Below are 7,467 nucleotides of genomic sequence, written 5' to 3' on the forward strand. Positions count from 1 at the left end.
GATGTCTATAGGTGCCGGTTACTGAACGCGGCGTGACACTTCGAACAGGCCTTCGGCCTCTTGAGTTTCTCCACGGACCTGTCGGCACATAGCTAGTCCTCGCTTCCCCGTGATCTGGTCCATTGCGCCGGCGAACCAACCTGTAAACATGTAGTCCTGTGACTCTTCTCGACTATCGTCAGCGAAAATCGAGTTGCGTACCTCGATTGTCGCTCGAGGTTCTACGGGATCCAGGTTTAGGACGGTGAATTTCGCCCATCCACGCTTAGAGAGACGGTCAAGGTAGTGTAGGAAAACGTCCTCGCCGACGAGACCATGCGTACTCGCCTCAGCCTCACACCATGTCCAGGCTGACTCGTATCCGGCGGTGTAGAGAATCTGCGCGTTACGCTCAACACCGATCTCGTTTTCGATCGCCCGGTGGTTGTTGAGGAAAAAGTGGACCGGCACATAGACCATCGGCAAACCATCTGTGCTCCAGCGTCCAGTCTCCTCATCGACTTCGATCGGGACCTGTGGTGCCTGTGTCATGAGGCCGTGCCCCAGACGTCGCCAAGCAGTTGCAACCAGTTCTCCCCCATGATCTTACGTACTCGATCCTCCGAATGGCCTCGCCGCAGCAAGGTCTCGGTCAAGTTGGGGAATTCTCCAATGGTTCTGATGCCCTCGGGATTGACGATCTCCCCAAATTGAGTGAGTTCTCGCGCGTAGCCCTTGTCATGGGTGAGCCACTCGAAGAACGCCTGGTCCTGGCCTTGGGTGAAATCGGTGCCAATGCCGACGGAGTCCTCCCCCACGATGTTCATAGTGTATTCGATGCCTTCGGCATAGTCGTCGATCGTCGCTTGTGTTCCCTTCGCCAGGAAGGGGGTAAACATGGTAACTCCCACGAACCCTCCGTGATCGGCGATGAACTTCAGCTCTTCGTCAGTTTTGTTCCGGGGGTGGGCCTTAAGCCCGTAGGGAAGGCAGTGCGAGTAGCACACTCGTTTGGATGACTCTTCGATAATTTCACGGGACGTCACCGCACCGACATGCGAGAGGTCGCAGAGCATTCCGACTCGATTCATTTCAGCGATGACTTCGCGTCCGAACCCCGAGAGCCCGCCGTCGCGCTCGTAGCATCCAGTGCCAACTAGGTTCTGAGTGTTGTAGCAAAGCTGGACTACTCCGATGCCAAGCTGCTTGAATATTTCGATGTAGCCAAGCTGATCTTCGAAAGCATGAGCGTTTTGGAAACCGAGAATAATTCCTGTGCGCCCCTCTTCCTTTGCAGCTCGGATGTCATCAACAGTGCGCACGGGACGTACCAATTCGCTGCTTTCGGCGATGAGTTGATTCACTTCGATGATGTTGTTGACAGTCGACTGGAATCCTTCCCATACCGATACGGTGCAGTTGGCTGCGGTCAGTCCTCCCTTTCGCATGTCGACAAAAAGCTCTCGATCCCATTTAGCGATGATGAGGCCGTCAACTACGACGATTTCGTCGTGGAACGTATTCGTATTGTTCAGTGCCATAGCACTTCCCCTTTCTGAGGCTGGATTGTATAGATGGAGATAAAGGCAAGCACCGATCAGAAGTCGAGTGATCTCTTCGATGTCTCTGGTAGTCGAGATGCCGTCACCAGTGCCATGATGCTGATGGCAAGAAGGTATATGGCTGGTGAAAGATTGTTTCCAGTCGCGGTGATGAGCCACGTCGCAATAAATGGAGCAGTCCCGCCGAAGATCGTGTAGGCCAAGTTGTAGGTAACAGCCGACGCTGTGTAACGCACTCGTGTCGGGAAGAGTTCGGACATAAGCACTGCTGTCACGACTCCAGTCAGTACAGCCCCACTGCCGAGGAGAAGCTGGCCGATGATTCCCAGCGCCATGCTGCCGGTACTTCCGAGAGCGAAGGCGGGGAATGTTCCCGCCAGCAGCAGGATGCACGCTGTCATGGTCGTCTTCTTTCGACCTATCCGATCTGAAATTCGACCCGCGAAAGGACAGAGACACGCTGCAAGGATCTGGCAGACGAATGTGCTGAGCAGTGCCGACGTCGAGTCGAGCCCGCCAACGACCTGGAGGAACGTCGACATATAGGTAGTGAAAATGTAGAAGGAGAGCGCAGTGGCCGCGATAAAGCCAGCGAAGAGCAGGATCGTGCGGCCATGCTCGCGAAGAGTCTCCCTAAACGGCGTCGAAGCGACATCTTCGTCTTCGATCTCGTCGAACAGCGGGGTCTCGTCGAGTCGAAATCGCATGTAGAAGCCACACAGACCAAGAGGCACAGACAACAGGAATGGGATTCGCCAGCCCCAATCATCCATGACGGTGCCGCCCAGCAGTAGCGAGAGCATGAATGTAAATCCTGCGGCGAAGGCGAAGGAGAGGAAGGTGCTCACTGGCACCCAACTGGCGTAGGTCGCCTTTTTCTCTCTGGGTGCGTGCTCGAGTACATAGGCGCAGGCTCCGGCGTATTCGCCGCCTGCGGAGAATCCTTGAATACAACGCGCAATCACGAGAAGCACGGGAGCCCAGACGCCTATTGACTCGTGGGTTGGAAGGGCACCGATAGCCGCAGTGGATCCCGAGATCAACAGAATCGTGATCGCAAGTGTTCTCTTTCGACCGATTCTGTCGCCTAGTCGCCCGAAGAAGATTCCTCCGATCGGGCGTAGAGCGAATGCTACGGCGAAGACGGCAAATGTCTCTAATAGTGATGCTGCGGGGTCATCGCCTGGGAAGAAGTGAGCCGAGAGAACGACGGCGAGGTATCCATACACCGCAAAGTCATACCATTCGATGAAGTTTCCTATCGACGCGGCAACAACGACCTTGCGCAGCGTTTTCGCGTCAGTTCCATGTTCGAGACTGGGCGTGTTTGTAGTCGACATGCTTCTCTCCTCTGGGCGTCCTTCGCTTGCAGAAAAACTTCGTTGTTGTGTCCTACTGGCCTTGGTGGCTCGGAGCGCCTTCATTTTGAGACTTGTGCGATCTCCATCACATTGTCGGTGCCTACTGTATACGGCTCGTATATTGAACGCAAGGGTTCTACGCGACTCACCGATAGTCCCGCGTAGCCAGTGGTCGCGCCTCACAGGGTCGCGCGGGACTACATTTTCTGTATTGAGGTCTTCGCGGAGCGCCACCCGTAAAGATTCCCTGCGCGGGATAGTATTGACCCATCACGACCGGTTCCGCCTACTTCGGTAGGTCCAGGACCGGTCCTCATTTTTCTCCGGTGGTGCACTTGGGAGTGGGATGTGTCCGCACCCCCAATTTGGCTCCGCCTCACTGTCGCAAATGCCCGATAGCACAGGGCCTATGTCAAAGTAGACGGTACTGATCTAAGTGAAGGGCTACTCAGGCCGTGGTGGCCGAGGCCTATATATCAGGACCGGATATCGCACAGTTCGACGAATATTGGCCAATGGAAGAATAGGCCATAGCGCCGATGTGCGCGCGAGGAGAGTGAGAGACGATGCAACGAGAGGGCGGCTGGAGCCGGATGCCCGACCCACCCCGAACCTAGGCCCAGCGGTGAGGCCCGGTCGACTGCCGGTGCGGAGTCCGAGCATCTAGAGCCGTTGTCGTCGTGCGCCCGATCCCACTGGAGGCCTTCGAGGCCGGAGCCAAAATCGCCGCTTCCATAGATGCACTTATGGACGAATTGGAAACGAAGCAAAGTCTCCCGTGCAATCATCCCGAGAAGCAGTAATACAGGGAGCGGGGAAACATCCCCGCATCGATACCCCATGCGCCCTCCTGAAGTAGTCGCGTTCCAGTCCACAAGATCCTCCGACTGGAACCCTAGGCATGCATGTACGAGAAGCTAAGGTAATTCCATGAGCGAAGAGGACCACCCCGACCACTACGAAGAGAGTCATGCCGCGGACGGCAAAGAGGCATCAAAAGTGGGAGCCGGGCCAAAGGGTTTCCACGTAGACGAGGTCCGAGCAGAAGCACGGAAGAAGATCGGGGCAGCGGCGAAGTCAGAAGGGATGTCCATTGAAAGATATGAGAATATCCAGAAGGCGATAAGGGACGGCCGAAGCGAGGATTACACCGACGACGAGTTTGATTCCGTAGGAAGAATCCAAGAAGATTTCAGAGCACAAACCCTGTCGCAAATTCAAAGCTTGTTTTCGAAACCATGGCTCCAGACTTCTGCAACTAGAGGTTTGTTAAAAACGGCTATTCGCAGCGACATCTCGGACACTACGAATAACTTTTCAAAGGCTTTCGTCCCCCAATGGGATTTCGGAACACTCCAGTCTGCAATTGCTGCAGTGAATCCGCCTGAGGTAGCCATCAACCCCGAGACCATGAACGCATTCCGCAATGCCATGGCGCACAACCAACTCCCCGTTGATATGGAAGGCCTCAAGGTCCTGCAGGACGAGATACAAAAAGTTGCCCGTGCCGCACTAACGGCAGGGTTTGCCACTCGGACCCAAAGTTTCCTCTCCAACGATGACAAGCTTCGTTACCGGTGGAATCATCCGGTCTGGCACTACACTAACGGGCGTGCCTTGCTCTCTATTCTGGGAAACGGCGAACTGTGGGCCTCCAGTCCCGAGAATCTCAACGACTCTTCCGAATTGAAACACGGTTTTGAAATCATCCTAGGAGTCTTCGAAGAACGGGCGAGGGAAGCTGAATCCCACGACCACGAACAGGCTGATTGGCAATCCGTTCTGTCCAATGTTCTGAACAAGGACTATATCCAGAACATCATTAACGAGGTCTACATTATTTCTGCTTCCACGGAAAGGGACAGCCTGACGCTGTGGAGAAACTATGCCGATGGTGACGGATTCGCCTTAGGTATTGATGCCGGTATCGAATTGTCTGCAGACGGAATCGCTGTGGACGAAGCCGAAAACGCCGAGAGCATCCGCAGCGACGTACCTCTGATTAGCGGCTGGTACCGCGTCAGTTACAAGGACGCCGAGAAACTAAACCTTGCGCGTTCGTTCATACAGAACGCGGTGGAGGACATTCGCCGCACTTCCAAAAAGAGTTGGCCGGCATTGATAGCGGAGCTGCGGAAGCAGGTCGTGATTCTGGCATCAGTCATGAAAGATGTTGCCTTCCGTGATGAGAAGGAAGTTCGGTGGATAACCACGAACTTCACAACTTTCGATCCCGTGTATTACGAACATGGGCGCAGATCCATCGTGCCGGTGTTGCACATCAGAACTTCTGCGGAGGAGAACGAACTCCTGCCGCTGAAGGGGATCCGCTGTTCTCCAGTACCCGATATGAGCATCGTTCGAACATTGGAGGGGCTACTGAAGCAGCGGGGGTACGACCGTGCAGCCAACAACGTAGAGCAATCTCAACAACCATTCAAGGGCTAGATGGTATCCACAGAGGAACAATTTGAGATTGACAGGGTTGCCAAGACGGGCGGCATCTTCACCAATCCGGTTATGCGATCGCAATGCTAAAAAATGCTCCGCGAGCTAGAAGGCGAACTGGTCCCGAAAAGCGCCTGCGGTTGGCATAGTCCCGCAGAGTCATGGTCAGCTCCGAGAGCCCGAAGTCCGCACGGTAGCAATCAGCGTAATTCTCACATCCTCAACGCGAACCTCGACCGCGAACACTAGCGCAGTAATGCAGGCGTGGCCGCCGTTACGCTTCGACGCGCAGCCGAGGCTTGGTCGGGAGACCGAGACGTTGTCGGATGGCTCGATGCTCGCGCCGAGCTCATTGACACGATTGGCATGTTGGACAAAAAGAGGTGGCCATAAGCAATCAGAGAATGAGGTAAAAACGACTTGGAAGCATCACGGTGTCGATGCGTTGAAACATCAATAAAAAATCAAGCTGGTCAGACATTGTCAACTACGTTCGGATATGAAAATCTCGGGTACAAACCATTCGTGAGTGAATTCGCTCTCACCTTTAAGCACTCGGTCGAGACACAAACGGGCGATGGCCGCCCCGAATTCTTTCGCACGGATGTTTAGTGCCACGTCGCAGTCTATGAGTCTGGTTTCAATTTCATTCGTTGTCAGTACGGCTGTACGAGCTGATTCCAGGTCAATGAGTTCGGTGTATAGCTTCTGGGAGCGTGCCGCCATCGACAACAGTGTTCCTCCGTGAACAATCAGATCGTACGACTTCCGATCGCTGATTCGTCGTGAGAAGTCTTCAGAGAATGACCATGAATTCGGGTCAGGAGAGACAGTGAGCACGTCTGGCTCCAACCCTCTCACGGTGCACCAATTGACGAATGAGCTGATGAGCATCTGAGACCACGAATACTTGTCCAGAGGTTCGAATGCAATGAGGAACGGTGATGTCACTGCACGCTGCTGTTCCAGTCCATCGAGTGCCTCCGTCAGCATCTTCCAATAGTCGATCTCGATCAGGCCGGCCAATCGACTGGTCGGCAGCCCCTCAATTCGGCCGGCCGTAAATACTGTTGACCCATTATCTAGATTCTCGCGAAGAGGGCCATCGCTCAGACACGCATCGACAACAATCACTGCAGCGAACTGCGTCCACCGACGCGGATCTTTAGCGTCGGAAATGATCGTCAGGTCATAACCGTATTGTCCCAACTCGTCCGCGACCGACATCGCAAACGCCATGTAGAACTCCATCCCGAGCACCCGCCTGGGAATGTAGATTCCGACGTTGAGGTTCGACCCGCTGCGAAGAGACTGCGCAGGTCGGTTCGGCGAGTAACCCAACTCGGCCGCGCCCTCGAGAACCTTGGCACGCGTAGCCTCGGCAACTCTTCCCCGACGTCGCAACGCGTCGGACACCGTTGTCACGGACAATCCGACGTGAGCAGCGAGATCATGCAGAGTGGGCAACGGTCGTTTCATACGGGAACAGTACCAGCCCGAATGAAGGGGATCGGGTCGAGAGTCCATTGCCCACTTAGTCGATTACGGAGGCCCGACCCCTTGACACGGAACCAACGTATATGGCTACACTCTTTCAATGCCGGAACGTTCCGGCATGACGCAATCCAACGTTTTGAAGGTTGTTGTTCATGTCAAAGAAGACAGGTACCACTCGAACAGTCAGAGCAATCATTGCGATTGCCGCCGTCCTCATACTATTCCCTCCCCTGCACTGGATCTTCGGCCAAGGCTGGTGGTCATTGGCCTACATCGTCGGCAGTTCCACACTCGTCGCGGCAATGATTCTCGCACTCAACAAGATTACGCTCACTGCCGAGGGAGGCGATTGAGCATGTGGATCACATTCGGCATGATCGCTGCCTTCTTCATCTTCGTCATCATCGTCATGGAACGCTCCACTGCCAAGGACGCTTCCTTTTCCGACTACGCGACCGGAGGCCGGTCGTTCAACTCCGTCTACGGGACAGCTGCGTTCATCAACACCTGGCTGCCAGGTACCGTCTTCATTTCGTTCGCAGGACTTACCGCCGGCAGTGGAGTGACTGGGTTCTATCTCGTCCAGTACAGCGTCTTCGCTGCCATCATCATGTTCCTGT

General features: G+C 54.8%; 6 protein-coding genes and 1 pseudogene. 3 read left to right on the plus strand and 4 right to left on the minus strand.

Going from position 1 to position 7,467, the window contains the following annotated elements; genetic code table 11:
- Window positions 1-18: 18 nt before the first annotated feature.
- Genes ACE03M_RS07525 through ACE03M_RS07535 form a run of 3 tightly spaced genes read right to left on the minus strand, consistent with a single transcriptional unit; the run spans window position 19 to window position 3,136 of the window.
- Window positions 19-531, minus strand: coding sequence for a DUF5943 domain-containing protein (locus ACE03M_RS07525; protein ID WP_143924716.1), 513 nt, complete (start codon window positions 529-531; stop codon window positions 19-21).
- Entirely contained in the window at window positions 528-1,520 is a 993-nt protein-coding gene (locus ACE03M_RS07530; protein WP_485933341.1) for a dipeptidase, read from the minus strand. The genes ACE03M_RS07525 and ACE03M_RS07530 overlap by 4 nt, the downstream gene beginning before the upstream one ends.
- Before the next feature lie 56 nt (window positions 1,521-1,576).
- Window positions 1,577-3,136 carry an MFS transporter gene (locus ACE03M_RS07535; protein WP_485933343.1) on the minus strand — a complete coding sequence of 520 codons (1,560 nt, stop codon included), beginning with the start codon at window positions 3,134-3,136 and terminating at the stop codon, window positions 1,577-1,579.
- 696 nt (window positions 3,137-3,832) lie between these two features.
- Here ACE03M_RS07535 and ACE03M_RS07540 point away from each other — a divergent pair.
- Window positions 3,833-5,350 carry a DUF2971 domain-containing protein gene (locus ACE03M_RS07540; RefSeq protein ID WP_485933345.1) on the plus strand — a complete coding sequence of 506 codons (1,518 nt, stop codon included), beginning with the start codon at window positions 3,833-3,835 and terminating at the stop codon, window positions 5,348-5,350.
- Between the two features lie 483 nt (window positions 5,351-5,833).
- Here ACE03M_RS07540 and ACE03M_RS07545 read toward each other — a convergent pair whose 3' ends face one another.
- Window positions 5,834-6,829: a LacI family DNA-binding transcriptional regulator gene (locus ACE03M_RS07545; protein ID WP_485933346.1), complete on the minus strand. Its 996-nt coding sequence runs from the start codon at window positions 6,827-6,829 to the stop codon at window positions 5,834-5,836.
- Between the two features lie 170 nt (window positions 6,830-6,999).
- Between ACE03M_RS07545 and ACE03M_RS07550 the strand changes: the two genes are divergently transcribed.
- Window positions 7,000-7,200, plus strand: coding sequence for a hypothetical protein (locus ACE03M_RS07550; protein ID WP_092107752.1), 201 nt, complete (start codon window positions 7,000-7,002; stop codon window positions 7,198-7,200).
- 2 nt (window positions 7,201-7,202) lie between these two features.
- Window positions 7,203-7,467 (plus strand): annotated as a pseudogene (locus tag ACE03M_RS07555) (sodium:solute symporter family protein); the annotation flags it as partial.

This window comes from Brevibacterium sp. AGC70, assembly GCF_057334195.1.

What these genes read in the sequence shown, in the direction of transcription:
- ACE03M_RS07525 (WP_143924716.1), bottom strand. Translation starts at nt 531, where the DNA reads ATGACACAGGCACCACAGGTCCCGATCGAAGTCGATGAGGAGACTGGA.
- ACE03M_RS07530 (WP_485933341.1), bottom strand. Translation starts at nt 1,520, where the DNA reads ATGGCACTGAACAATACGAATACGTTCCACGACGAAATCGTCGTAGTT.
- ACE03M_RS07540 (WP_485933345.1), top strand. Translation starts at nt 3,833, where the DNA reads ATGAGCGAAGAGGACCACCCCGACCACTACGAAGAGAGTCATGCCGCG.
- ACE03M_RS07545 (WP_485933346.1), bottom strand. Translation starts at nt 6,829, where the DNA reads ATGAAACGACCGTTGCCCACTCTGCATGATCTCGCTGCTCACGTCGGA.
- ACE03M_RS07550 (WP_092107752.1), top strand. Translation starts at nt 7,000, where the DNA reads ATGTCAAAGAAGACAGGTACCACTCGAACAGTCAGAGCAATCATTGCG.